The organism is Duganella sp. Leaf126 (assembly GCF_001423125.1).
Classification (GTDB): domain Bacteria; phylum Pseudomonadota; class Gammaproteobacteria; order Burkholderiales; family Burkholderiaceae_D; genus Rugamonas.
This window is the reverse complement of sequence record NZ_LMNW01000031.1, coordinates 785,982-808,368: the sequence shown is the minus strand read 5'-3', so window position 1 is coordinate 808,368 and position 22,387 is coordinate 785,982. Positions and strand designations below refer to the sequence as shown.

Here is a 22,387-nt window from a genome sequence, read left to right as displayed (position 1 = left end):
AAGTGGGCAGTCATGACAGCCTTGCTGGCGGCCGGCGACGTGGCGGCGCAGGCGCCGCTGCCGGCCATGCTGGTGGACCGCAGCGTCACCCTGCGTATCGACGGCGCGCTGGACGAAGACGCGTGGCGCACGGCGCCCGTGTTCGACGCCTTCCACCAGTTCCTGCCGGCCGACGGCAAGCCGGCGCCCGCCAGGCTGCGCACCACGGTTCAGCTCCTGATCGACGATGGCGCCCTGGTGTTCGGCATCCGAGCCTGGGACGATGCCCCGGAGCGCATGCGCGGCACCCTCACCCGGCGCGACAAGGTGGGCCTGGACCAGGACTTCATCGGCATCTGGCTCGATCCCACGGGCCACGGCCGTGCGGCGCAGTTCGTGCGTGTCAATATCGCCGGCGTGTTCAGCGACGGCATGTACCGCGCCGACCTCGACGAATCGGACCTGGGGCCGGACTTTCCGATCGACGCGGCGGTCAGGCGCCTGGCCGACGGCTACAGCATGGAGATCCGCTGGCCGCTGTCGAACCTGCGCTTTCCCTACGCCGACGGCAAGAACTGGCGCGTGATGATCGAGCGCAGCGTGCCGCATGCGGACGGCCTGCTGCTCACCAGTACCCCGCTCAAAAATGGTTCGCTGAGCCACATCGCGCTGCTGCAGGACGTCAGCGGCATGGGCGACACGGTAGCGGCCGTGCGTGACCGCAGCTTCGTGGAGCTGAAGCCCGAACTGACCGTGCGCTCCAGCCGCGACCGCGATGCGGCGGGGCGGCAGCGCAGCGACCGCGCCAGCGCCGGCCTGGAGATCAACGCCCGGCCACGCGCCGACTGGGTCTTCAATGCCACGCTCAATCCCGATTTTTCGCAGGTCGAAATCGACGAACCGACGTCGTCCGGCGCCAGCCGCATCGCCTTGAGTCTGCCGGAGAAGCGCGGCTTTTTCCTCGAAAGCGCAGACGTGCTGGGGTTGCCGCTGTCGGCCTTTTATTCGCGCACGGTCGCCGATCCCGAATGGGGCGTGCGCGCCACCTGGCGCGACGCCGGCGCCGACGCCACGGCCATGAGCTTGCGCGACCAGGCCGGCGGCGTGGTGCTGCGCGGCGGCGCCTTTGAGACGTCCGAGTATGCGCAAACCCGGCGTACGCTGGCCAGCATGGTGCGCGCACGCTGGCACGGCGAGCAGACGGTAATGGGCGCCTTCGTCTCGCAGCGCAGCTACGGCGACGCTGGCAGCAACGAGGTAGCCGGTGTGGACGGCCAGTGGCGCGACGACGGCCGGCAGGCCTTGTGGTTGCTGATGCATTCGCAAACCAGCGCCGGCTTCGTCGATGAACCGGTGGCGCGCAGCACGCGGGTGGCCACGCGCCATGGCGGCTATGCGCTCGGCAAGTTCACCAGCATCAGCGAGGCCTGGTGGAACGAGATGCAGCTCGAAGCGATCACGCCGGGTTTTGTGAACGACAACGGCTTCGTGCCGCAGGCCGGCGTGCTCAAGGCCGACCTCAATCTCAACCGCCGGCTCGGCGGGCGCACGCTGGCGCTCGGTGGCGCAGCACTGGAGCTGTACGAGTTCGAGGCGCACCTGGGCCTGCACGAAATCCGCACCCTGGCCGACCCGCAGCGCGACCAGCAGGCCAGCCAGGTGGTCGAGCGCAAGCTGCAGCCGGGCATCTGGTTCCGTGCCGCACGCCAGACCAATCTGTGGGCCAACCTCGGTTTCGACCAGCAGCGCGGCCGGCGCGTCGGTGTGCTGCACGACGTGCCGGCCGTGCACTTCGGTGTCGAATCGTCGCCGCTACCCTGGATGACCAAACTCAACGCCGAGGTCACGCTGGGACGCCAGCTCGACGTCGACGCCGACCGCGTGGGCGGCGGCGGCAACGCCATCATCGACCTGGGTTTGCGTCTGCCGCTGCCGGGCACCCGTGGCTGGTCGGTGGAGACGGATTTCCGTGTCAATCGGGCCTGGGTGCAAGGCACGCTCGGTACCCCGGCGTTCGTGGACAACGGCTGGCGCGCGCTGGGAATGCTGCACTTCACGGCAGCCGATTCGCTGCGGCTGCTGGCGCAAACCACGTCGGCCGCCCGGCGCGACGATGGCGTCTCGGGACTGGAGCCGTGGGCCGACCGGCAGGTGCACCGCTCGCTGCTGTACCGCCACTTGTGGCGTCATGGCCGCTCGATGTCGGTGGGCTTTTCGCGCGATCGCACGCACGATCCGGACACCACCAACACGTCGCTGACGGTCAAGGTCCAGTGGGAGGTGTAGCCTGGTTCGGCGCGCTCGGCGGCTGCGCCAGTTGCGCCTGCAGCCGGGCAAACGTGGACAGGCCCATGGCCAGACGCCGCTCGTCGATGTGGGCAATATCCTCGATCGGATAGAACTGGATCGCGCCGTCCTTGCGGGTGCTGTACTGGGTGCCGTAAATCTGCGGCCGCTTTTCGTCCATGCGCACGCGGTCGAGCGACGTAGCCAGGTTCGAGAGCCTGATTTCATGCTTGGCCGCTGCCGCCCGCATGAACACCACCCAGTGCTTGCGCTGCGCCGCTGGCGCATGCTGGGCGATCCGCCAGGCTTCGTTGGCCGCTTCGGCGCCAACCATCGAGATGGTCGGCCAGCCCCGGGTGGTGATGATCTGGCGCAGGCGCCGCTGGCGCTGGCGGTCGCCCGCCACCGCCTTTTTCTGGAACGCCGCATCGCGCCTGCCTGCAGCCCAGGCCTGGCGCAGCGCCCGGTCGGCGGCGCCCATGGCGATCAGTTCGCGCGCGATCGCCGGCTCCGGCACGTCGCGCGGATAGACCAGCATGGTTTGCGGCACGGCGGTGCCGGCATCGTCCACCTGCTGGACATCGGCGGCCCAGTCCAGCTGTTCGAGGCTGACCGTGCAGGCCACGGCGGGCGGCAAGGCGACGCGGTAGCTGTCGGCGTCGACGGTGCCCGCAATCGGTGCGCCGCCGTCGCCACACTCGGCAAACACGGCCAGCTGGTCCGGCAGCGTACCGGTGGCGCTGACGATTTTGCCGGAAAAGGCGACCGGTTCGATGGTGGGTGCCGGCGCCGGCGTGTCCTCGGCATTGGCGACAGCCTGGGCGTGTGCGGCGCCGGCCAGCGACAGCAGTGCTGCCGCAAGAGCCGGGGCCAGGATGGTGATCTTCAGTGCATTCATGCGGCGATTTTCTCATACCCGGCCGTTCACCGTTGCTGCAACGCCCGCCGGTACTGCACCGCCTCGCCGATATGCTGTTCGTTGATGCCGTCGGCGCCGGCCAGGTCGGCGATCGTGCGTGCGACCCGCAGGACGCGGTGATACGCGCGCGCTGACCACTGGAAGTGCGCCATGCTATGCCGCAGGCGCGCCTTGCCTGCCTTGTCGGGCTGGCACAGGCGGTCGATCTCGCGCGTGGTCAGGTACTGGTTGCGCTTGCCCTGGCGCGCCAGTTGCAACTCGGCCGCACGCTGTACCCGCGCAGCGATCGCCGCGGACGGCTCGCCGTCGGCGTCGGCGGCCAGCGTGTCCGGTTCCACCGCCGAGACTTCGATCTGCAGGTCGATGCGGTCGAGCAGGGGACCTGATACGCGGCCCTGGTAGCGCGCGATCTGCTCGACCGTGCAGTTGCATACCCCGCTGGCGTGGCCGTGATAGCCGCAGGGGCAGGGGTTCATGGCGGCGATCAGCTGGAAATGGGCGGGAAAATCGGCCTGTTGCGCCGCGCGCGAAATCGTGATGCGGCCCGATTCCATCGGCTGGCGCAAGACATCGAGCACGCGGCGGTCGAATTCCGGCAATTCGTCGAGAAACAGCACGCCGCGATGGGCCAGCGAGATCTCGCCGGGGCGCGGATAGCCGCCGCCACCGACCAGTGCCACCCCCGACGCCGTATGGTGCGGCGCCCGAAACGGCCGGCGCTTCCAGTCCTCGATGCGAAAGCCGCCGGTCAGCGATTGCACGGCTGCCGCTTCCAGCGCTTCGTCGTCGGTCATCGGCGGCAGCAGGCCGGGAAAGCGCGCCGCCAGCATGGTTTTACCGGCGCCCGGCGGCCCCACCATCAGGATGCTGTGGTTGCCGGCGGCCGCCACCTCGAGCGCGCGCTTGACCATGGGCTGGCCCTTGACGTCGGCCAGGTCGGCCGCGACCGTCGTCACGGTCGCCGGCGACGGTAAGTGACGCGCCAGTCTGGCGTCGTCCGAGCAGGCGGCCAGGTGGGCGCATACCTGCAGCAGCGAGCCGGCCGGATAGATGACGGCGCCCGCGACCAGCGCCGCTTCGTCGGCATTGGCCAGCGGCAGGATGAAAGCGCGGCGCTGCCAGCCGCGCGTCAATTGGCGCCCCGCTTGTGGCCCGGCGCCAGGATCCGCAGTGGACTCGGTATCGCGCGCCGCCACACACGCGTCATCCCGTGCCGCCGCACTCGCCTCATCGCGCGCCGCGTTGCGCTCTGCCTCGCGGTCAGCGTCACGGGCCACGGCCAGCGCCATCGCCAGCGCACCGCGGATCGGCCGCAGCGCGCCCGACAGCGACAACTCGCCGGCGAACTCGTAGCGGTCGATACTGTCGGCCGGTATCTGGCGCGAGGCGGCCAGGATGCCGAGCGCGATCGGCAAGTCGAAGCGGCCCGATTCCTTGGGCAGGTCGGCCGGCGCCAGGTTGACCGTGATGCGCTGGGCGGGAAACTCGAAGCCGCCGTTCTGGATGGCGGCGCGCACGCGGTCCTTGGCTTCCTTCACTTCGGTGTCGGCCAGACCGACGATCGTAAACGCCGGCAAGCCATTGGCCAGGTGCACCTCGACATTGACTTGCTGCGCCTCCATGCCCGCCAGGGCGCGGCTCTTGAGTACGGCCAGGCTCATGTGTTTCCCCTACGTGATCACGGGCTGCCGCGATTGTAGCGGCCTGGCGGGGGCCGATCTTGATCTGCGGCAGAGGCAGCACTACCTTGCGCGATGAAAGATTGATAGATGGTAAAGTCGTCCATCGTTGATTTTTGCGGGGAGCGGAGATGCCCACTGCCACTGTGTTTCGTCGGACCGGCCTGCGGGCCGTGCACACTGCCGCAGCGATGCTGTGGCTGGCATCGATGGTGACGACCGGCGCTGCCACCGCGCAAGCGCCGGCAGCGGTCACCGCGCCATCGAAGCCGCCAGCGGCACCTGAGCGAACACCCGAGCGAACACCTGAACCGGCCGCCAAGCAGGCACCGGCGCCATCGCAGCCGGCACGCCCGCTGCTGCTGCAGCTGCAACCGGGCCCGTTCCACCATGCCGACAGGCTCGCTGATATCGACCGGGGCACGGGCGTGGTCGACGTCACGCTGACCATCCCCGACCTGCAGGTCGCGGCCGACACGCCGCTGCTGCAATTGCCGCTGGTGGTGGCCAACGTGGAGACGGTGGCCATCACGCTCAAGGAGCTGACGGTGCGCGACAGTCACGGCACCGTGCCGCTGGCCACACGCGATGTCAGGGGCGAGGGCGAGGGTGAGGGGGGTGAGGGCGGCAAACTGCGCGTGTGGACCTCGCCGCGCGAAGTGCAGGGCGACCTGGTCGTGCACTACCAGGCGCCGGTGGACAATGCACCGCCCAGGCGGGGCGCAGCGCCGCCCTACAGCCTGCGTACCGAAGGCGGCGGCTTTTCCGGTGTCGGCAATGTGTTTGTGCTGCTGCCGTCCGGCAGCAAACCGTATCCGCTGGCGCTGCACTGGGATCTGTCCAGGCTGGGCGAGGGCGCCAGCGCCACGTCCAGCTTTGGCGACGGCGATGTGACGCTGCCGCCGGGGGCACCGGCGCGTCTTTGGTCCACCGTCTTCATGGCCGGCCCCATGCAGCGCGTGCCGGCCGACGGCAAGCCGCAAGGCTTTTCGTCGGCGTGGCTGGGCAAGCCGGGCTTCGATCCTGAACCGCTGATGACGTGGGCCGGCAAGCTGCACGACTGGATGGCCGACTTTTTCGGCGACGCCAGCCAGGCCCCGTACCGGGTCTTCCTGCGCTACAACCCGATCAATGCGGGCGGCGGCGCGGCGCTGGCGCAGTCGTTCCTGGTCACCTATGGCAAAGCCGAGGGGAAAAACGAGGGCAAGGGCATCGATGCGGAGGAACTCAAGCTCACGCTCTCGCACGAAATGACCCACACCTGGACCGAGGGGCCGGACCAGGCGTGGTATGAGGAGGGCGTGGCCGTGTTTTACCAGGCGCGTGCGCCATACCGCGCCGGTCTGCTCTCGGCCGACCAGTTCCTGGCCGACCTGAACCAGACCGCTGCGCGCTATTACGCGGATGCCCTCAATACCACGCCCGACGCTGAGATCATGCCGCGCTTCTGGGAAGACACGCGTATCCGCACCTTGCCCTACGACCGGGGCGCGCTGTACCTGGCAATCGTCGATGCGCGCGTGCGCAAGGCGTCCGGCGGCAAGCGCTCGCTCGACGACCTGGTGCGAGAAATGCGCGGCCAGCGCCACGCCAAGCCGCAGCAACAGCTGGCGCTATGGCAGCAGTTGCTGGCGCGCGAACTGGGACCGGCCGGCACGGCCCTGCACGCGGCCATGCTGGCGGGAGACTTGATGGTGCCGGAGTCGGGCGACTTCGGTCCGTGTTTCCAGCGCGGTGAAAAAATGGTGCGCCGCTTCGAACTCGGTTTCGAGCCGGCATCGCTGGTGGGCCAGGAGAAAACCATCCGTGGTCTGCAGGAAGACAGCGCCGCCGCGAAGGCCGGCCTGCGCAATGGCGACGTGGTGACCTACCGGGTGGCGCTCGATAAAATCCAGGGCGATCAAAAGGCGCAGCTGACGCTGGACGTGACGCGTGACGGCCGCCAGTTTCCGGTCACCTATCTGCCGCGCGGCGAGCGCGTCAAGGTATGGCAGTGGCAGCGCGTGCCCGGCACGGCCGACGATGCCTGCGGCATCTGAGCTGGCCGGCCGGCGAGCGCGGTGACGGCAGCCACCGCAAAGACAGCAGAGTCAACAGTTACAGTACTTCGCCCTTGGCGATGTCCACCTTGGCTTCGGCAGCCGCTGCTGCAGGCTTGACCTCGACGGTGCGCGCTTCAAGCGCTGCCAGGCGCGTTTCCAGCGCTTCGAGCTTGGCGCGGGTCTTGGCCAGCACCTGGGTCTGGATGTCGAATTCTTCGCGCGTCACCAGGTCGAGTTTGGAAAAACCCTGGGTCATCATCGACTTGACGTTCTTTTCGATGTCCTTGGCGGGCGAATTTTCGATGGCCTGGGAGATTTTGCTCTGCAAGTCGTTAAAAAAAGTATTCATGTCCATCATATTCCTCGCTCTGGTGGTGGGATGGATGCACCATCGGAGTGCATCCAGGTATCAATGTGGTGCGATTTCACGTGGCGCGGCCAGCGTCCTGTCCAGATTATCACTTTTATCAGAATCGGTGCCCGGTCGCCCATGAGCAAACGGGCAAATGCGGGTCTCGCCGGCCTGTGTTAGCTGGCACGCATTCTGCTATACAAGCCACTGAATGCTTACCGCTTCGCCTGACACGGATTTTACCCGCATCGCACGTCGTACCTGTATTCAGTTTCGATAACTACAAGGATAAAAATCATGAAGTGCCAAAACAAAAGCCTGACCCTGATCGCAGCCGCCCTGACCCTGGCATTGGCTGGCCTGAGCACTGCGGTGCAAGCCCAGCAGGCGCCAGCCGCCGCTGCCGAACCTGTCCCGGACAACCAGGTGACCTACAACGTGGCCGCCGTCAGCGACTATCGCTACCGCGGCATCTCGCAAACCCGGCTGCAGCCGGCAGTGCAGGGCGGCGTGGACTACGTGAACAACCCGACCGGTGTCTATGTGGGTGCCTGGGCCACCAATATCAAGTGGATCAAGGATGGCGGCGGCGATGCTTCCTATGAATTCGACCTGTACGCGGGCAAACGCGGCCAGATCACCGACACCTTCGCCTACGACGTCGGTGGTCTCGCTTACTACTATCCTTCCAACAAGCTGAGCACCAGCGCCAATACCTTCGAGTTGTATGCCCAGGTCAGCGCCGGTCCGTTCTCGGTCAAGTATTCGCACTCCACCAGCAACCTGTTCGGCACCCCGGACAGCAAGAACAGCGGCTACCTCGACGGCCAGTTCAACTATGACGTGTATGACGGCTACACGCTGAACCTGCACGCCGGCCACCAGAACGTCAAAAACAACGGCGCCTTGAGCTATAGCGACTACAAGGTCGGCGTGACCAAGGACTTCGGCGTGTTCTCGCTGGGCGTGGCTGCCATCAAGACCAATACCGATGCCTATGTCGGCCGCAACGGTAAAAACCTCGGCAAATCGGGCGCCGTCGTGACCATTTCCAAAACTTTCTAAGCGAGGCTCTCATGAAAATGATTACCGCCATTATCAAGCCGTTCAAGCTCGATGAAGTTCGCGAAGCCCTGTCGGCCATCAACGTGCAAGGCATCACGGTGACCGAGGTGAAAGGTTTCGGCCGGCAAAAAGGCCATACCGAGCTGTATCGCGGCGCCGAATATGTCGTGGACTTCCTGCCCAAGACCAAGATCGAAGCGGCAGTTGACGACAGCATCGTCGAACAGGCGATCGAAGCGATCGAAGGCGCGGCCCGCACTGGCAAGATCGGCGACGGCAAGATCTTTGTGTACAACCTGGAACAGGTGATCCGCATTCGTACCGGCGAGACCGGCAACGAAGCTCTTTAAGGGGATTTAGATGAAGAAAACGATAACAACGCTGTTCGCTGGGGTATCTCTGCTGTTCGCGCTGGCCGCACCGGTCCAGGCGCAAGACGCCAAGCCGGCCGCTGCGCCGGTGGCAACCGCCACCGCAGCCGCGCCCGAGGCTCCTGTAGCTGCACCGGTGGCCGCTGCGCCGGCTGCTCCCGCTGCACCGGCTGCAGCGCCGACCCCGCAAAAGGGCGACAGCGCCTGGATGATGGTTGCCACGCTGCTGGTGATCATGATGACGATACCGGGCCTGGCCCTGTTCTACGGCGGCCTGGTCCGTTCCAAGAACATGCTGTCGATCCTGATGCAGATCTTCATGATCTTTGCCGTGATTGTCGTGCTGTGGTGTATCTACGGTTACTCGCTGGCGTTCACGGAAGGCAATGCCTTCTTCGGCAACCTGCATGACCGCACCTTCCTCAACAATATCTACGATCCGATCAAGGGCACGTTCGCCTATGCCGCCACCTTCTCCAAGGGCGTGGTGATTCCGGAATTCATGTTCGTCGCCTTCCAGGCCACGTTCGCTGCGATTACCTGCGCACTGATCGTCGGCGCCTTTGCCGAGCGCGCCAAATTCACCGCCGTGCTGGTCTTCGTGGTGATCTGGTTCACGTTTGCCTACCTGCCGATCGCCCACATGGTCTGGTTCTGGACCGGTCCCGATGCGATCAAGGACGCCGCCACCCTGGCCACCGAAACCGCCAAGGCCGGCTACCTGTTCCAGCACGGCGCGCTCGATACCGCCGGCGGCACCGTGGTGCACATCAATGCCGCAGTGGCCGGCCTGGTCGGCGCCTACATGATCGGCAAGCGCGTCGGCTACGGCCGCGAATCGATGGCGCCGCACTCGGTGACCATGACCATGATCGGCGCCTCGCTGCTGTGGGTCGGCTGGTTCGGCTTCAACGCCGGTTCGCCGCTGGAAGCGGGCGACATCGCGGCCCTGGCCTTCATCAACACGCTGCTGGCTACTGCAGCAGCGACGGTGTCGTGGGTGTTTGCCGAATGGATCTTCAAGGGCAAGCCATCGATGCTCGGTGGCGCGTCGGGTGCAGTGGCCGGCCTGGTCGCCATCACCCCTGCTTGCGGCTTCGTCGGTCCGATGGGCGCACTGATCATGGGCCTGCTGGCCGGCGTGATCTGCCTGTGGGGTGTGAATGGCCTGAAACGCCTGCTCGGCGCCGATGATTCGCTCGACGTGTTCGGCGTGCACGGCGTGGGCGGCATCCTGGGCGCCATCCTGACCGGCGTGTTCGCTGCGCCATCGCTCGGCGGCCAGGGCATCTTCGACTACGTCGCCAACAAGGCGTCGCCTGACTACTCGATCAGCGGCCAGGTGCTGATCCAGGCTACCGGTGTCGGCGTGACCATCGTCTGGTCGGCCGTGGTTGCCTTTATCGCCTTCAAGCTGGTGGACCTGGTGATCGGCCTGCGCGTGCCGGAAGAAGAAGAACGCGAAGGTCTGGACATTACCACCCACGGCGAGTCGGCCTACCATATGTAAGTATCCAGACAAGAAACTTGTCATCTGAAAGCCCCCGCACGTGTGCGGGGGCTTTTTTTTATTTCCACCTTTAAAATAGGGCGATCGCCCCGATCTAGCTTGTCCGCAAGGTAATATTGGAAGTTTCAGCATGCCTGGAGGGTCGTCCTCCCGCATCATTTAAGGAAGTCAACATGGTTCCCCATCTCGCCACCGCCCTGACCGGCCCGCTCCACGATCTCGAAGAAAAAATCCTGGCGGCCACCCCTGCCATCGAGCGCTGGTTCCGCCTCGAGTGGCAAGAGCACACGCCGCCGTTCTATTGCTCGGTCGATATGCGCAATGCCGGCTACAAGCTGGCGCCGGTGGACACCAACCTGTTTCCCGGCGGTTTCAACCACCTGGCCACCGAGATGCTGCCGCTGTCGGTGCAGGCCGCGATGGCCGCGATCGACAAGTATTGCCCCGATGCGCGCAACCTGCTGCTGATACCCGAGGTGACCCAGCGCCACCCGACCTACTGGCAAAACGTCGCCCGCCTGATGCAGATTTTCCGCCAGACCGGCCTGCACGTGCGCCTGGGATCGCTGTCGCCCGAGGTTACCCAGCCCATGCCGATCGCTCTGCCGGATGGCAATATGCTGGTGGTGGAACCGCTCGAGCGCTCGGCCAACGGCCGCCGCCTGGGCCTGAAAGACTTCGATCCGTGCACGGTGCTGCTCAATAACGACCTGTCGGCCGGGATTCCCGACATCCTGCAAAATATCCACGAGCAAAGCCTGCTGCCGCCGCTGCACGCGGGCTGGGCGCTGCGCCGCAAGAGCAACCACCTGAGTGCCTACGACGAAGTGGCGAAAAAATTCGGCAAGCTGATCGGTGTCGATCCGTGGATGTTCAACCCGCTGCACGCCAAGTGCGACGCCGTCAATTTCCGCACCGGCGAGGGTTACGAATGCCTGGCCGCCAATGTCGATACGCTGCTGGCGAAGATCAAGAAGAAGTACAAAGAGTACGGCATGAAGGAGCAAAAGCCGTTCGTGATCATCAAGCCCGACGCCGGCACCTACGGCACCAGCATCCTGACCATCAAGGATTCCAGTGAAATCAAGGACTTGACGCAAGCCCAGCGCGACCGGATGATCGTCGTCAAGGATGGCAGGGAAGTGACCGACTTCATCATCCAGGAAGGCGTGCCCACCTTCGAGAGCATCAAGGACGACGTGGCCGAGCCGGTCGTCTACATGATCGACCGCTACGTGGTCGGCGGGTTCTACCGCGTCCATGCCGAGAAGGGCATCGACCAGAACCTCAATGCTCCCGGCTCGCAGTACGTGCCGCTGGCATTTGCCCAGCAGCACGCCGTGCCCGACCTCAAGGCCAAGCCGGGCACGGCAGCGCCGAACCGCTTCTACGTGTACGGCGTGGTGGCGCGGCTGGCGCTGCTGGCGGCATCGCTCGAGATGGAGCGCACCGATCCGAATCCTGAGGTGTATTGAGATGAAATGAGGCCGCAGCGGCGGACCGCCCCGCCTGCGCGGGTACGACAGGCGATGGCCAGCGCAATAGAGCAAAGCCCCGGACCGTAATTCCGTCATTCCCGCGCAGGCGGGAATCCAATTCAAGAATCTCGGCTAAAATCAGGCCTTCACTCCACCGGATGCACCCATGAAAATTGCTTTCCTTGCCGATGCCTTGTCCAGCTTTAAGACCTACAAGGACTCCACCTACGCCATGATGGTCGAGGCCAACCGGCGCGGCCATGCCGTGTACGCGTTCGAGCAAAAGGATATGGCCGTGCTGGGCGGCATCGCCACGGCCAGGGCGTCGCAGATCAGCTTTACCGGCGATGCCACCGACTGGTACCGCGCCGCGCCGGCCGTGGACACCGACCTCGGCGCGTTCGACGCCATCGTCCAGCGCAAGGATCCGCCGTTCGACATGGAATACATCTACGGCACCTACATGCTGGAGCTGGCCGAGACCCAGGGCGCGAAAGTGTTCAACAAGCCGTCGGCCATCCGCGACCACAGCGAAAAGCTGGCCATCGCCCAGTTCAGCCAGTACACCTCGCCCACGCTGGTCACGGCTGACGAAGCCCGTCTCCGCGCCTTCCAGGCCGAGCATGGCGACGTCATCCTCAAGCCGCTCGACGGCATGGGCGGCACCGGCATCTTCCGCGTCAAGCCCGATGCCATGAACCTGGGCGCGATTATCGAAACGCTGACCTGCAACGGCGCCACCACCATCATGGCCCAGCGGTTCATCCCGGACATCGCCAAGGGCGACAAGCGCATCCTGGTGATCGCCGGCAAACCGGTGCCGTTCTCGCTGGCGCGCATTCCGCAAAACGGCGAAGTGCGCGGCAACCTCGCTGCCGGCGGCCTCGGCGTGGCCCAGCCGCTGACCGAACGCGACGTCGAGATCGCCAACGCCATCGGCCCGACCCTGGCTGCGCGCGGGCTGCTGCTGGTCGGCCTGGACGTGATCGGCGACTGCCTGACCGAAGTCAATGTCACCAGCCCGACCTGCTTCCAGGAAATTACGCAGCAGGCGGGCTTCCCGGTGGCAGCCACCTTTATCGACGCACTGGAAGCGGCCGTGGCGGCCGCTTAAAAAGATGCAGATTAAAAATATTTTTGCCGGACGACCGCAATTTCGTCCGCGCTCACTGGCGGATTGAGGATATGGTTGGCATACTGCTTATGACGCATGCGCCGCTGGGGCAGGCATTCATTGCCGCTTGCGCCCACGTGTTTCGTGGTCCGACCGAGCTGCTCGAAGCGATCGACGTGGTCGCCGACCAGGATCTCGGCCAGGTGCAGCAACTGGCGGCGGCCGCCATCAAGCGGCTCGACGACGGCGATGGCGTGCTGGTGATGACCGATGTCAAGGGCGGTACGCCGTCCAATTGCTGCGACCGGCTGGCGGACGCGGGCAGGGTGGAAGTGATTGCCGGCATCAGCTTGCCGATGCTGCTGCGGGCCATCACCTACCGCCGCGATACGCTGGACGTGGTGGTCGAGATGGCCCTGGCTGGCGCGCAGAGTGGTGCAGTGCGCGTCGATAACCGGATTCGCGTCGGCTAGCGGGCAGTTTCCGTACCGGCGCGGGATTTTGAGAGTGCGGCTTTCTCGCAGTTTTTCGAAGAGACAATATAAAAATGATTCAGCAAGAACTTGAGATTATCAACAAGCTCGGCCTGCACGCCCGGGCGTCCGCCAAATTCACCCAGCTGGCCGCCAAGTTCCAGAGCGATGTCTGGCTCAGCCGCAATTCCCGCCGCATCAACGCCAAGTCCATCATGGGCGTGATGATGCTCGCTGCCGGCAAGGGCGCCAAGGTCCTGCTCGAAGCGGACGGCGCCGACGAGCAAGACTGCATCGCGGCCCTTACTGCACTGGTCAACGACAAGTTCGGCGAAGGCGAGTAATGCCTTCGGACCGCGGCCGTTCCCGACCCTATTCCGGCGCCCCCATGGCTTCGTTCACGCTGCACGGCATCCCGGTGTCGCGCGGGATCGCCATCGGCCGCGCCCACAAGCTCGCGCCGGCCGCGCTCGACGTCAAGCACTACCTGGTGGCCGAAGAGCACCTGGAAGCCGAAGTCGTGCGCCTGCAGGAAGCGCTGGCCCAGGTGCACAAGGAACTGCAGACGCTGTGGAACGAGCTGCCCAAGGATGCGCCGACCGAGCTGGGCGCCTTTATCGACGTGCACGCGCTGATCCTGTCCGACCCCATGATTTCCGAGGCGCCGCTCGACATCATCCGCACCCGCCACTACAACGCCGAATGGGCGCTGCTGACCCAGATCGATGAACTGTCGGCGCAGTTCGACGAGATCGAAGACCCGTACCTGCGCGAGCGCAAGGCCGACATCCAGCAGGTGGCCGAGCGGGTATTGAAGGTCTTGATGGGCACCGCGCAGCTGTTGCCGCCGCCGGTCAAGCTCGGCGACGACGAATTCCAGCCGCAGATGATCATCGTCGCCCACGACATCTCGCCGGCCGACATGCTGCAGTTCCGCGATCGCTCGTTCATCGGTTTCGTCACCGATGTCGGCGGCCAGAACTCGCACACGGCCATCGTCGCGCGCAGCCTCGACATCCCGGCAGCGGTCGGCATGTCGGGCGCCTCGACCCTGATCGAGCAGGACGACTGGCTGATCATCGACGGCGAGGCCGGTGTGGTGATCGCCAATCCCAGCGTGGTGGTGCTCGAGCAGTACCGCGACCGCCAGAGCGCAGCGATCCGCGCCCGCAAAAAGCTGGGCAAGCTGAAAAAAACCCCGGCCGTCACGCGGGACGGCACCGAGATCACGCTGCTGGCCAATATCGAGCTGCCCGACGACTGCCCGGCCGCGATGGAGGCGGGCGCCAACGGCGTCGGCCTGTTCCGCTCCGAGTTCCTGTTCATGGGCCGCAAGGGCAAGATGCCGTCCGAGGACGAGCAGTTCGAACAGTACAAGAAAGCGGTGGTGGCCATGAAGGGCCGCCCGGTGACGATCCGCACGCTCGACATCGGCGCCGACAAGCCGCTCGACCAGTCCGAGCACACGGCGCTCAATCCGGCGCTGGGCCTGCGCGCGATCCGCTACTGCCTGGCCGAGCCGCAGATTTTCGTCACCCAGCTGCGCGCCATCCTGCGTGCCTCGGCGTTCGGCAAGGTGCGCATTTTGATCCCGATGCTGGCGCACGCGTTCGAGATCGACCAGTCGCTGGCCATGATCGCGCAGGCCAAGGCGGAGCTGCGCGAAGCGCACGTCAAGTTCGACGAGCAGGTGGACGTGGGCGCGATGATCGAAATCCCGGCCGCCGCGCTGGCGCTGCCGATGTTCGTCAAGCGCATGAACTTCCTGTCGATCGGCACCAATGACCTGATCCAGTACACGCTGGCCATCGACCGGGTTGATTATGAGGTCGCGCACCTTTACAATCCGCTGCATCCGGCTGTGCTGCAACTGATCGCCATGACCATTGCGGCCGGGCATAAAGCCGGGATCGACGTCGCCGTGTGCGGCGAAATGGCGGGCGACGTCAAGCTCACCCGCCTGTTGCTGGGCCTGGGGCTGCGCGAATTCTCCATGCACCCGGCACAACTGCTCTCGGTCAAGCAGGAAATCCTGAACAGCGACCTTGCGCGCATCGCGCCGCAAACCCGCAAGATCATGCGCTCGATGGAACCGGCGGTAATTGCAGACGCGGTCGAACAATTACAGCTACTTTAGTACACGGGGCCCACCCTCGCGGCCCGGTGTTGATAGATGGCCCGTGGGGCCGCCCCATAAAAAAACCGAAACCACCATGTCATCCCTGGGATACGTCACCCCGCAAACCATGCATTTCGCCGAACCGCTGCCGCTGCAAAGCGGCGCCGCGCTGCGCGACTACATGCTGATGTACGAAACCTACGGCACCCTGAACGCCGACAAATCGAACGCGGTGCTGGTGTGCCACGCCCTCAACGCTTCGCACCACGTGGCCGGCGAATACGAAGGCCAGCCGAAAAGCACGGGCTGGTGGGACAATATGGTCGGCCCCGGCAAGTCGCTCGACACCGACCGCTTCTTCGTCATCGGCATCAACAACCTCGGCTCCTGCTTCGGCTCCACGGGCCCGATGCACACCAACCCGGCCACCGGCAAGCCGTACGGCGCCGCGTTCCCGGTGGTCACCGTGGAAGACTGGGTCGCGGCCCAGGCGCGCCTGGCCGACCGGCTGGGCATCACGCAGTTCGCGGCCGTGATGGGCGGCTCGCTCGGCGGCATGCAGGCGCTGGCCTGGAGCATCATGTACCCGGGCCGCCTGCGTCACTGCGTGGTGATCGCCTCCACCGCCAAGCTGTCGGCGCAAAACATCGCCTTCAACGACGTCGCCCGCCAGGCGATCCTGTCCGACCCCGATTACCGCGGCGGCGACTTTTATGCATACGGCGTGGTGCCGAAAAACGGTCTGCGCGTGGCGCGCATGGTCGGCCACATCACCTACCTGTCGGACGACGACATGGCGGAGAAATTCGGCCGCAAGCTGCGCGCCGCCGCCGACGACCTGGCCAACGCAGAAGCGGCCATGGGCAGCTACAAGTTCGGCTTCGGCGTCGACTTCGAGATCGAGTCGTACCTGCGCTACCAGGGCGACAAGTTCAGCGAATACTTCGACGCCAACACCTACCTGCTGATCACCAAGGCGCTCGACTACTTCGATCCGGCCCGCGCCCACGGCGGCGACCTGGCCAAAACCCTGGCCGCCACCCGCGCCAAGTTTTTCCTGGCCTCGTTTACCACCGACTGGCGCTTCTCGCCCGAGTGCAGCCAGGACATCGTCAAGGCGCTGATCGACAACCGCCGCCCGGTGACCTACGCCGAAATCGACGCCCCGCACGGCCACGACGCCTTCTTGCTCGACGACCCGCGCTACCTGAAGCTGGTGCGCGCCTATTACGACCGCGTGTGGACCGAGATCACCGACACCAGTGACCTCGGTGACGTCAAGGAGGCCGCATGAATTTCAACGACCTCAGTGCCGCCCGGCCCGACCTGGCGTTCATCGCCCACTGGGTGCCGGCCAACGCCCACGTGCTCGATGTCGGCTGCGGCGACGGCGTCATGATGGACTACCTGCAAAGCGACAAGCGCTGCAGCGGCTACGGCATCGAGATCGCCGACGACAAGGTGCTGGCCAGCACCCGCCGCGGCGTGCAGGTGGTGCAGCAGGACATGGAAAACGGCCTGGCCCTGTTCGGCGACAACAGCTTCGACACGGTGCTGTGCCTGTCGTCGCTGCAGATGATGCAGCACGTCGAAGCGCTGCTGCGCGACATCGTCCGCGTCGGCAAGGAAGTGATCGTCTCGTTCCCGAACTTCGCCTATTGGCCGCACCGCGTGGCGCTGCTGCGCGGGCGCATGCCGGTATCGAAGTCGCTGCCGTACGAATGGTACGACACGCCCAACCTGCGCTGCGCCACCATCAACGACTTCCGCGACCTGGCCGAGGAATGCGGCGTGCAGGTGGTCGATTGCGTGGCGCTGGCCGAAGGCAAACGTGTCGATTTCCTGCCCAACCTGCGCGGCGACCTGGCCGTGTTCCGCCTCCGTAAGAAAGCCTGACGATGACCGCCCCGGCACAGAAAAAAAGCTGGATCAGCTACCTGAACGGCCGCACCGTTTCCATCCTGTTCCTCGGTTTCAGTTCCGGGCTGCCGCTGTACACGCTGATCTACCTGATGCAGGCGTGGCTGGCCAAGGCGGGACTCGATGTGAAAGCCCTGGGCCTGTTCGGCCTGATGACGTTCCCTTACACGTTCAAGTTCCTGTGGGCGCCGCTGATGGACCGCTACAGCATCGGCACGCTGGGCCGGCGCCGCGGCTGGATGGCGCTCACGCAGGTCGCCCTGTTCGTCGTGATCGGCGGTGTCGGCATGTTCGATCCGCAGCAGCAGCTGTCGCTGATCGTGCTGGCGGTGGCGCTGATCGCCTTTCTGTCGGCCAGCCAGGACGTGGTGATCGATGCCTACCGCCGCGAAATCCTGGCCGAAGAAGAGCAGGGCCTGGGCGCAGCCATCATCGTCAACGCCTACAAGGCGGCCAGCCTGATCCCCAGCGCGCTGGGGCTGGTGCTGGCCGATACCATGCGCTGGCAGGTGGTGTTCTGGATCGTCGCCGCCTTCATGCTGCCCGGCCTGGCCTGCACGCTGCTGGCCAGGGAGCCGGCCGTGTACGGTGCGCCGCCCAGGAACCTGCAGGAGGCGGTGGTATTGCCGTTCAAGGAATTCATCCTGCGCGACGGCTTGAAACAGGCGCTCATCATCATCCTGTTCGTGCTGCTGTATAAAATCGGCGACACCATGGCCACCGCGCTATCGACCAAGTTCTTCCTTGACCTCGGGTTCACGACCAAGCAGATCGGCCTCGCGGCCAACGCCACCGGCTGGTGGGCCAGCCTGGCCGGCGGCGCCGTCGGCGGCCTCTGGATGATCAAGCTGGGCATCAACCGCGCGCTGTGGGTGTTCGGCGTGCTGCAGGCGATCGCCATTCTCGGTTTTGCCTGGCTGGCCAGGGTGGGGCCCGATCCCTGGCTGCTGAGCGCGGTCTTCGGCTTCGAGGCGTTTGCCAGCCTGGGCCTCGGGTCGGCTGCGCTGGTGGCCTTCATGTCGCGCGCGACCGACCCGCGCTACACGGCCACCCAGTACGCGTTGTTTTCGAGTCTGGCTGCGGTGCCGCGCACATTCATCAATGCGTCGGTAGGGTATATTGTCGCCGAAACCGGCTGGTTCTGGTTCTTTATGGTCTGCTTCCTGCTGGCTTTCCCGGCCATGCTGATGCTCCCTAAAATCGCCCCATGGAATAAACGAGATGAACAAGCTTAAATTCAAGAGCGCCGCGCTGGCGCTGGCCTGCGCCATCAGTGTCCTGCCCGCCTTGCCGGCCTGGGCCCAGGACGACGGTATCCCGGTCGAGAAGATGTCGCGCCTGCGCGCCATCGGCGGCGACGCCGACCAGGTCAACCAGCAGTCCAAGCTGCAGTACGACCAGATGCTCAAGCAGGCCCACGACAAGGATGCAGTGGCCACCGACAGCAACCCGCAGCTGATCCGCCTGCGCGCGATTGCCAACCGCCTGATCCCGTTCACCAAGCGCTGGAATCCCGATGCCGCCAGCTGGAAGTGGGAAGTCAACCTGCTCAACTCGCCGACCGTCAACGCCTTCTGCATGCCGGGCGGACGCATCGCCTTCTACAGCGGCATCCTGACCAAGCTTAATCTGACCGACGATGAAGTGGCAGCCGTGATGGGCCACGAAATCGCTCACGCGCTGCGCGAACACGCGCGCGCCCAGGCCGGTAAAAACGCCGTGACCAGCACGTTTGCGCGCCTCGGCGGCGCCGCGCTGGCCGGCTACTTCGGCTTCGATCCGCGCCTGGGCGACGCCGGCGGCAGCGCCGTGGCGCAGGTGTCGGCATTGAAATTCTCGCGCAACGACGAGTCCGAGGCCGACCTGGTGGGCCTGGACCTCGCCTCGCGCGCCGGCTACGATCCGCGCGCCGGCGTGGCCTTGTGGCAGAAGATGGCAGCGATTAACAAGAGCCAGCCGATCGGCTTCCTGTCCACCCACCCGACCGGCAGCGACCGCATCAAGAACATGAACGATCATATGTACCTGGTGCTGCCCGTGTACGCGCGCGCCAAGGGACTGGACGTCGACAACCTGCCGCCGTACCGCTCGCTGGCGCTGCCCAAGTCCTGATGCCTGTGCCCGGACCCGCTGCCGCGCATCCGCTGCCGATGCGCGACGGCGTTGCGGCCAGCTATCTGTGGCTACCGGCAGGCCAGTGGCCCGATATGCTCACCTTTCTGGCTGCCCATTTCCGCGACGTGCCGGAGACGACCTGGCGCGAACGCATGGCGCGCGGCCACGTGGTCGATGGCGACGGCCGGCCGCTGGCGCCGCACAGCGCCTACCGGCGCGGCACGCGCATCTTTTACTACCGCGAGCTGGAACAGGCCGAAACGCCGATCCCGTTCCAGGAGCAGATCCTGTTCATGGACGAGCACCTGGTGGTGGTGGATAAACCGCATTTCTTGCCGATGACCCCGACCGGCCGCTTCCTGCACGAGACGCTGCTGGTGCGGCTGAAAAAAACGCTGGGCGAACCGGCGCTCACGCCGATCCACCGCCTCGACCGCGAAACGGCCGGCGTGGTGATTTTTTCGCGCCGCCAGGACAGCCGCGGCGCCTACCAGTCGCTGTTCCAGCAACGCGCCATCGAGAAGGAATACGAAGCGCTGGCGCCGCGCCTGGACGGCGTGCAGTTCCCGTTCACCTACCGCAGCCGCATGGTCGATGGCGACAAGTTCTTCATCATGAAAGAGGAACAGGGCGCGCCGAATTCGGAAACCATCATCGACGTCATCGCCGATCACGCGCACTACACGCGCTACCGCCTGTTTCCCCACACGGGCCGCAAGCACCAGCTGCGCCTGCACCTGGCCTCGCTGGGCATCCCGATACTGAACGATGCCTTTTACCCGGTGGCGCTGCCGAGCCAGCCGAACGACTACGCGCGGCCCCTGAAACTGCTGGCCCGCCGCATCTGCTTCCTCGACCCGCTCAGCGGCGACTGGCGCGAATTTTCCAGCGAGCGCAGTCTGTAGACATCACCCCCGCGCGTAATCGATGATCAGCGGCGCATGGTCGGAAAACTTTTCTTCCTTGTACACGGCCACCGTGGTGGCACGGGCGGCGATGCCGGGGGTGGCGACCTGGTAGTCGATGCGCCAGCCGACGTTTTTCGCATACGCCTGGCCGCGGTTGCTCCACCACGTGTACTGCTCTTCGCGCGGGTCGAGCCCGCGGTGCACGTCGACAAAGCCCACTTCGTCGAAAATGCGGGTCATCCAGGCACGTTCCTCGGGTAGGAAGCCTGAATTTTTCTTGTTGCCTTTCCAGTTCTTGAGGTCGATCTCCTTGTGGGCGATGTTCCAGTCGCCGCAGATCACCACTTCGCGGCCTTCCGCGTGCAGCAGTTGCAGGTGCGGCAGGAACAGATCCATGAAGCGGAACTTGGCTTCCTGCCGTTCGGGGCCGGACGAGCCGGACGGGCAATACACGGAAATCACGGTCAGCTTGCCGAAGTCGCAGCGCACGTAGCGGCCCTCGCGGTCGAATTCGGGAGCGCCGAAGCCGATCACCACGCGGTCCGGTTCGATGCGGCTATAGATGCCGGTGCCCGAATAACCCTTTTTTTCGGCATAGTGGAAGTGGCCGTGGTAGCCGCCCGGGTTGAGGAATTCCGGCGTCATGTCCGGCGCCTGGGCCTTGAGTTCCTGCACGCAGACGAAGTCGGCGTCCTGTTTGGCCAGCCAGGTGAAAAAACCCTTGGAGGCGGCGGAACGGATGCCGTTCAGGTTGGCGGAGATGATTTTTGGCATAGAAAACAGCTGCTTAAAAAAGCGTCGAAATTTTGGAATGCGTAAGTGTAGCGGTAAAATACGGCAACTTCACAGAAATGAGTCAGCATGAACAACTTACGTCAGGAATTTATCGCCTTCTCGGTCCAGAGCGGCGTGCTCCGCTTCGGCGAATTCACCACCAAGGCCGGGCGCCAGTCGCCGTACTTCTTCAACGCCGGCCTGTTCCATGACGGCGCCACGCTGGCCCGGCTGTCGCAGTTCTACGCGCAAACCCTGCTCGATTCCGGCGTCGCATTCGACATGCTGTTCGGTCCCGCCTACAAGGGCATCACGCTGGCTTCGGCAACGGCGATGGCGCTGGCCGGCAAGGGCCGCAACACCTCGTTCGCCTACAACCGCAAGGAAGCCAAGGATCATGGCGAGGGCGGCACGCTGGTCGGCGCCAAGCTGGCCGGCAAGGTCGTCATCATCGACGACGTGATCTCGGCCGGCACCTCGGTGCGCGAGTCGGTGGACCTGATCCGCGCTGCCGGCGCCGAGCCATGCGCCGTGCTGATCGCGCTCGACCGCATGGAGCGCGCCGGCAAGGACGGCCAGCTGTCGCCGAACTCGGCCGTGCAGGAAGTGGCGCTGCAATACAATATCCCGGTCATCTCGATCGGCAACCTCGACGACCTGTTCGGCTACCTGAACGGCGCCGGCGCCGATCCGCAGCTGCTGCAATACAAGGATGCGGTGGCGGCTTACCGCGAACGCTACGGCACCGTATAAGTTAGACGCCGGTATTTCTTTGGTGTAATCTCGTGGCAGGGCAACCCTGCGCGGCGTAGCGGCCGTGAACGACGAGGCACACATGAACATAGCAACTCTGAAGGTCCATGGCGACGACGACGGCCTGGCCGACATCCGTGACGGCTTGCCGGTCGAACCGGACGGCGACTGGCGCCGCGGCGACGTCAAGCCCGACGGCCGGGTGCGCATCGATTCCGGCTTTTACGTGCGCATCGGTACCGATGACGATCCCGACGCGCTGCTCCGGCAAATCCGTACCTTCCTGGCCGAGTCGTCGGCGCGCGGCATCCACTTCGAGCGCGCCGACGTCGCCGCCGAGCTGCGCATCTCGTTCAGCTCCGCGCGCGGCGCCGCCACCCCCACGCTCGACTTTTCGCTGGCCGACCTGACGCTGCTGGTCGATATGGGCATCAATCTCAGCATTACGGCCTGACAGGCCTGGGTTCCCGAGCGCCATCAAGGCAGGCAGCCCATGCAAATGCCCCGCAAGCATGGCGCTGGCGGGGCAG

At 65.2% G+C, this 22,387-nt stretch carries 21 protein-coding genes; 17 read left to right on the top strand and 4 right to left on the bottom strand.

Annotated features, from left to right (window positions below; translation table 11 throughout):
- Positions 1 to 12 precede the first annotated feature (12 nt).
- The gene (locus ASF61_RS16805) at positions 13 to 2,265 is read left to right on the top strand and encodes a hypothetical protein (RefSeq protein ID WP_056158089.1); all 2,253 of its coding nucleotides are present in this window, start codon (positions 13 to 15) and stop codon (positions 2,263 to 2,265) included.
- Here the strand turns inward: ASF61_RS16805 and ASF61_RS16800 are convergent.
- Both ASF61_RS16800 and ASF61_RS16795 read right to left on the bottom strand, forming a co-directional pair.
- The gene (locus tag ASF61_RS16800) at positions 2,243 to 3,163 is read right to left on the bottom strand and encodes a DUF6624 domain-containing protein (protein WP_056158087.1); all 921 of its coding nucleotides are present in this window, start codon (positions 3,161 to 3,163) and stop codon (positions 2,243 to 2,245) included. The genes ASF61_RS16805 and ASF61_RS16800 overlap by 23 nt on opposite strands.
- Before the next feature lie 26 nt (positions 3,164 to 3,189).
- Positions 3,190 to 4,845, bottom strand: a complete 1,656-nt coding sequence (locus ASF61_RS16795; RefSeq protein WP_056158084.1) for a YifB family Mg chelatase-like AAA ATPase — start codon at positions 4,843 to 4,845, stop codon at positions 3,190 to 3,192.
- Between the two features lie 149 nt (positions 4,846 to 4,994).
- Between ASF61_RS16795 and ASF61_RS16790 the strand changes: the two genes are divergently transcribed.
- Positions 4,995 to 6,902, top strand: coding sequence for a peptidase M61 (locus ASF61_RS16790; RefSeq protein ID WP_156369611.1), 1,908 nt, complete (start codon positions 4,995 to 4,997; stop codon positions 6,900 to 6,902).
- Between the two features lie 58 nt (positions 6,903 to 6,960).
- On the opposite strand, the gene ASF61_RS16785 is transcribed toward ASF61_RS16790, so the two are convergent.
- On the bottom strand, positions 6,961 to 7,260 hold the full coding sequence (locus ASF61_RS16785) for an accessory factor UbiK family protein (protein ID WP_056158079.1): 300 nt from the start codon (positions 7,258 to 7,260) through the stop codon (positions 6,961 to 6,963).
- A gap of 294 nt (positions 7,261 to 7,554) precedes the next feature.
- Between ASF61_RS16785 and ASF61_RS16780 the strand changes: the two genes are divergently transcribed.
- The 13 genes from ASF61_RS16780 to ASF61_RS16720 all read left to right on the top strand — a co-directional run bounded on the left by ASF61_RS16780 (position 7,555) and on the right by ASF61_RS16720 (position 20,327).
- Positions 7,555 to 8,322: a TorF family putative porin gene (locus ASF61_RS16780; protein WP_056158077.1), complete on the top strand. Its 768-nt coding sequence runs from the start codon at positions 7,555 to 7,557 to the stop codon at positions 8,320 to 8,322.
- 11 nt (positions 8,323 to 8,333) lie between these two features.
- On the top strand, positions 8,334 to 8,672 hold the full coding sequence (locus ASF61_RS16775) for a P-II family nitrogen regulator (protein ID WP_008444920.1): 339 nt from the start codon (positions 8,334 to 8,336) through the stop codon (positions 8,670 to 8,672).
- A 10-nt stretch (positions 8,673 to 8,682) separates the two neighbouring features.
- On the top strand, positions 8,683 to 10,203 hold the full coding sequence (locus ASF61_RS16770) for an ammonium transporter (protein WP_056158075.1): 1,521 nt from the start codon (positions 8,683 to 8,685) through the stop codon (positions 10,201 to 10,203).
- Between the two features lie 173 nt (positions 10,204 to 10,376).
- A complete protein-coding gene (gshA, locus tag ASF61_RS16765) occupies positions 10,377 to 11,678 on the top strand; it encodes a glutamate--cysteine ligase (RefSeq protein WP_056158066.1) in 1,302 nt (433 codons plus the stop codon).
- Positions 11,679 to 11,847: 169 nt separating this feature from the next.
- Positions 11,848 to 12,795, top strand: coding sequence for a glutathione synthase (gene gshB, locus ASF61_RS16760; RefSeq protein WP_056158063.1), 948 nt, complete (start codon positions 11,848 to 11,850; stop codon positions 12,793 to 12,795).
- A 71-nt stretch (positions 12,796 to 12,866) separates the two neighbouring features.
- Positions 12,867 to 13,268 (top strand): PTS sugar transporter subunit IIA, encoded by a 402-nt coding sequence (locus ASF61_RS16755; RefSeq protein ID WP_056158060.1) that lies wholly within the window; start codon positions 12,867 to 12,869, stop codon positions 13,266 to 13,268.
- 74 nt (positions 13,269 to 13,342) lie between these two features.
- Entirely contained in the window at positions 13,343 to 13,612 is a 270-nt protein-coding gene (locus ASF61_RS16750) for an HPr family phosphocarrier protein (RefSeq protein WP_056158057.1), read from the top strand.
- Between the two features lie 44 nt (positions 13,613 to 13,656).
- Complete coding sequence (ptsP, locus tag ASF61_RS16745) at positions 13,657 to 15,405, top strand: phosphoenolpyruvate--protein phosphotransferase (protein ID WP_056158054.1); 1,749 nt, start codon at positions 13,657 to 13,659, stop codon at positions 15,403 to 15,405.
- A gap of 43 nt (positions 15,406 to 15,448) precedes the next feature.
- Positions 15,449 to 16,681: a homoserine O-acetyltransferase gene (locus tag ASF61_RS16740; RefSeq protein ID WP_082491751.1), complete on the top strand. Its 1,233-nt coding sequence runs from the start codon at positions 15,449 to 15,451 to the stop codon at positions 16,679 to 16,681.
- The gene (metW, locus tag ASF61_RS16735) at positions 16,678 to 17,283 is read left to right on the top strand and encodes a methionine biosynthesis protein MetW (protein WP_056158048.1); all 606 of its coding nucleotides are present in this window, start codon (positions 16,678 to 16,680) and stop codon (positions 17,281 to 17,283) included. Before ASF61_RS16740 ends, metW begins: the two co-directional genes overlap by 4 nt.
- Positions 17,284 to 17,285: 2 nt before the next feature.
- Positions 17,286 to 18,542 carry an AmpG family muropeptide MFS transporter gene (locus tag ASF61_RS16730; RefSeq protein WP_056158045.1) on the top strand — a complete coding sequence of 419 codons (1,257 nt, stop codon included), beginning with the start codon at positions 17,286 to 17,288 and terminating at the stop codon, positions 18,540 to 18,542.
- The gene (locus ASF61_RS16725) at positions 18,529 to 19,419 is read left to right on the top strand and encodes a M48 family metallopeptidase (protein WP_056158041.1); all 891 of its coding nucleotides are present in this window, start codon (positions 18,529 to 18,531) and stop codon (positions 19,417 to 19,419) included. The genes ASF61_RS16730 and ASF61_RS16725 overlap by 14 nt, the downstream gene beginning before the upstream one ends.
- Complete coding sequence (locus tag ASF61_RS16720) at positions 19,419 to 20,327, top strand: pseudouridine synthase (protein WP_056158039.1); 909 nt, start codon at positions 19,419 to 19,421, stop codon at positions 20,325 to 20,327. Before ASF61_RS16725 ends, ASF61_RS16720 begins: the two co-directional genes overlap by 1 nt.
- Positions 20,328 to 20,330: 3 nt before the next feature.
- Here the strand turns inward: ASF61_RS16720 and ASF61_RS16715 are convergent, their stop codons facing one another.
- Positions 20,331 to 21,104 (bottom strand): exodeoxyribonuclease III, encoded by a 774-nt coding sequence (locus tag ASF61_RS16715; protein WP_056158034.1) that lies wholly within the window; start codon positions 21,102 to 21,104, stop codon positions 20,331 to 20,333.
- Positions 21,105 to 21,191: 87 nt separating this feature from the next.
- Between ASF61_RS16715 and pyrE the strand changes: the two genes are divergently transcribed.
- Together pyrE and ASF61_RS16705 are read left to right on the top strand one after the other, a co-directional pair.
- Positions 21,192 to 21,857, top strand: coding sequence for an orotate phosphoribosyltransferase (pyrE, locus tag ASF61_RS16710; protein ID WP_056158031.1), 666 nt, complete (start codon positions 21,192 to 21,194; stop codon positions 21,855 to 21,857).
- A gap of 82 nt (positions 21,858 to 21,939) precedes the next feature.
- Complete coding sequence (locus ASF61_RS16705) at positions 21,940 to 22,311, top strand: hypothetical protein (protein ID WP_056158027.1); 372 nt, start codon at positions 21,940 to 21,942, stop codon at positions 22,309 to 22,311.
- Positions 22,312 to 22,387: the final 76 nt, after the last annotated feature.

Bases quoted from the DNA above. Each gene is read 5' to 3' on its own strand.
- ASF61_RS16770 (WP_056158075.1), top strand. From the start codon at position 8,683: ATGAAGAAAACGATAACAACGCTGTTCGCTGGGGTATCTCTGCTGTTC.
- ASF61_RS16730 (WP_056158045.1), top strand. From the start codon at position 17,286: ATGACCGCCCCGGCACAGAAAAAAAGCTGGATCAGCTACCTGAACGGC.
- ASF61_RS16705 (WP_056158027.1), top strand. From the start codon at position 21,940: ATGAACATAGCAACTCTGAAGGTCCATGGCGACGACGACGGCCTGGCC.
- ASF61_RS16795 (WP_056158084.1), bottom strand. From the start codon at position 4,845: ATGAGCCTGGCCGTACTCAAGAGCCGCGCCCTGGCGGGCATGGAGGCG.
- gshA (WP_056158066.1), top strand. From the start codon at position 10,377: ATGGTTCCCCATCTCGCCACCGCCCTGACCGGCCCGCTCCACGATCTC.
- ASF61_RS16805 (WP_056158089.1), top strand. From the start codon at position 13: ATGACAGCCTTGCTGGCGGCCGGCGACGTGGCGGCGCAGGCGCCGCTG.
- pyrE (WP_056158031.1), top strand. From the start codon at position 21,192: ATGAACAACTTACGTCAGGAATTTATCGCCTTCTCGGTCCAGAGCGGC.
- ASF61_RS16790 (WP_156369611.1), top strand. From the start codon at position 4,995: ATGCCCACTGCCACTGTGTTTCGTCGGACCGGCCTGCGGGCCGTGCAC.
- metW (WP_056158048.1), top strand. From the start codon at position 16,678: ATGAATTTCAACGACCTCAGTGCCGCCCGGCCCGACCTGGCGTTCATC.
- ASF61_RS16780 (WP_056158077.1), top strand. From the start codon at position 7,555: ATGAAGTGCCAAAACAAAAGCCTGACCCTGATCGCAGCCGCCCTGACC.
- ASF61_RS16755 (WP_056158060.1), top strand. From the start codon at position 12,867: ATGGTTGGCATACTGCTTATGACGCATGCGCCGCTGGGGCAGGCATTC.
- ASF61_RS16775 (WP_008444920.1), top strand. From the start codon at position 8,334: ATGAAAATGATTACCGCCATTATCAAGCCGTTCAAGCTCGATGAAGTT.
- ASF61_RS16750 (WP_056158057.1), top strand. From the start codon at position 13,343: ATGATTCAGCAAGAACTTGAGATTATCAACAAGCTCGGCCTGCACGCC.
- ASF61_RS16800 (WP_056158087.1), bottom strand. From the start codon at position 3,163: ATGAATGCACTGAAGATCACCATCCTGGCCCCGGCTCTTGCGGCAGCA.
- ASF61_RS16715 (WP_056158034.1), bottom strand. From the start codon at position 21,104: ATGCCAAAAATCATCTCCGCCAACCTGAACGGCATCCGTTCCGCCGCC.
- gshB (WP_056158063.1), top strand. From the start codon at position 11,848: ATGAAAATTGCTTTCCTTGCCGATGCCTTGTCCAGCTTTAAGACCTAC.
- ASF61_RS16720 (WP_056158039.1), top strand. From the start codon at position 19,419: ATGCCTGTGCCCGGACCCGCTGCCGCGCATCCGCTGCCGATGCGCGAC.
- ptsP (WP_056158054.1), top strand. From the start codon at position 13,657: ATGGCTTCGTTCACGCTGCACGGCATCCCGGTGTCGCGCGGGATCGCC.
- ASF61_RS16725 (WP_056158041.1), top strand. From the start codon at position 18,529: ATGAACAAGCTTAAATTCAAGAGCGCCGCGCTGGCGCTGGCCTGCGCC.
- ASF61_RS16785 (WP_056158079.1), bottom strand. From the start codon at position 7,260: ATGGACATGAATACTTTTTTTAACGACTTGCAGAGCAAAATCTCCCAG.